The organism is Amycolatopsis sp. SID8362, from assembly GCF_010550475.1.
Classification (GTDB): domain Bacteria; phylum Actinomycetota; class Actinomycetes; order Mycobacteriales; family Pseudonocardiaceae; genus Amycolatopsis; species Amycolatopsis eburnea.
The window spans coordinates 1-1,546 of sequence record NZ_JAAGNB010000155.1; the positions used below are offsets into that span (position 1 = coordinate 1).

A 1,546-nucleotide genomic window follows, 5' to 3' on the forward strand; every position below is an offset into this window, starting at 1 on the left:
GTTCGACGGCGGCATCAGCGGCACCGCGACGAGCCCGGCGGCCAGCGCGCCGAAGAACGCCAGCGGGTAGGCCAGCTCCTGGCCGGCCAGGATCGCGACCCGCTCCCCCGGCTCGGCGGCCCGCCGCAGCTCCCCCGCGACGACCCGCACCCGGGCGGCGAACTCGGCCCAGGTCAGCGTGTGCTCGGCGGCGTGGGTGTGGTCCTGGTGGGTGTACAGCGGCCGGGGGTCGTCGGCGCGGGCGAAGAGCCGCTCCACGATCGAGACGCGCAGGACGTCCTCGGGCACGGTCACCGGCGCGGTCGGACGGGGCACACTGCGGAACCTACCGCGCGGCCCGTCGACGGCCGCGGTGCGGGTCGAACACGGTCAGCGGCAGGAACACGACGCCCAGCAGACCGGCGGACGCGGCGCGGTCGGCGGGATTCGCCTTGCGGTACACGGAGTTCCGCGGCGCGAGGCCCAGGTTTTCCGGTACCTTCCGGGCATGGCCGCCCCGGAAGCACTGGTCTCCGCTCTCTCGGACCCCGAACGGCTGCTGCTGTTCGCCCGCATCTGCGCCGCGCCCGAGGGGCTCGCGGCGGGCGAGGTCCCGGCCAAGCTCGTCAGACGGCTGACCGACGCGGGTCTCGTGACGGCGGACGGCGACCACTACCGCGCGGTGCCGGGTGTCTTCCGCGAGGCGCTCGTGAAAGGTCCCGCCGACCCGCTCGACGGGCTGTTCCGGCACGGCAGGCTCGTCGCGATCCCGCATTCGGGCAAGCGGCGGCAGCTGCTGCTCGCCACCCTCGCCGAGCGGTTCGAGCCCGGCCGCCTCTACACCGAGCAGGACGTGCGCGAGAAGCTCGTGATGGTCCACGACGACCACGCCACCCTGCGCCGCTACCTGATCGACGAAGGCCTGCTGCAGCGCAGCAACGACGGCGGCGCCTACGGCCGCCCGTCGGAGGCCCGCGCGGCCGGCTGAGTCGCGGGCAGGTCGAACAACGCCAGCACGGCGGGATCGGCGAACACGACGTTGTGTGCCACGCCCGCCTTCGTCACGGTGAACACCTGCAGCGTGTGCAGCCGGTAGACCCCGGCGTCGTCGCGGCAGTACGCGACCAGCGCGGGCTGGCCGTTGGCCGTCGTGCGCGTCATCCGCCAGTCCGGGCCGCGCATCGCGAACAACCGCTCGAGGAACCGGCCGTAGTCGTCGCGCCCGCGGAACCACAGCGGCACCGGCGGCATCTCCATGACGACGTCGTCGGCCAGCAGGCCGACCAGCCCGGCGACGTCGGCGCGTTCGAACGCCGCCACGTACCGGTCGAGGACCGCGGCCACCGCCGCGTCGGCCGGTTCGGCGACCTCCTCCACCGACACCCCGCCGAGGCCCGCGCGCGCCCGTTGCAGCGCGCTGTTGACCGCCGCGGCGGTGGTGTCGAGGAACCCGGCCACCTCCGCGGCACTGAACTCCAGGACGTCCCGCAGGATCAGCACCGCGCGCTGCTTCGGCGGGAGCTGCTGCATCGCCGCCAGCAGCGCCAGCCGCAGCGTGCCCCGGCCG

Annotated in this window: 3 protein-coding genes; 1 reads left to right on the top strand and 2 read right to left on the bottom strand. The window is 74.6% G+C overall.

Annotated features, from left to right (window positions below):
• Positions 1–315, bottom strand: a 315-nt coding sequence (locus G3I65_RS05795; RefSeq protein ID WP_160695184.1) for an AMP-binding protein, incomplete at its 3' end; no start/stop codon positions are given.
• Between the two features lie 172 nt (positions 316–487).
• On the opposite strand from G3I65_RS05795, the gene G3I65_RS05800 reads away from it, so the two are divergent.
• Positions 488–967 (top strand): DUF2087 domain-containing protein, encoded by a 480-nt coding sequence (locus G3I65_RS05800; RefSeq protein WP_160695185.1) that lies wholly within the window; start codon positions 488–490, stop codon positions 965–967.
• Here G3I65_RS05800 and G3I65_RS05805 read toward each other — a convergent pair.
• The coding region (locus tag G3I65_RS05805; protein ID WP_166639735.1) for a sigma factor-like helix-turn-helix DNA-binding protein at positions 931–1,546 on the bottom strand (616 nt) is incomplete at its 5' end. The genes G3I65_RS05800 and G3I65_RS05805 overlap by 37 nt on opposite strands.

Bases quoted from the DNA above. Each gene is read 5' to 3' on its own strand.
- G3I65_RS05800 (WP_160695185.1), top strand. From the start codon at position 488: ATGGCCGCCCCGGAAGCACTGGTCTCCGCTCTCTCGGACCCCGAACGG.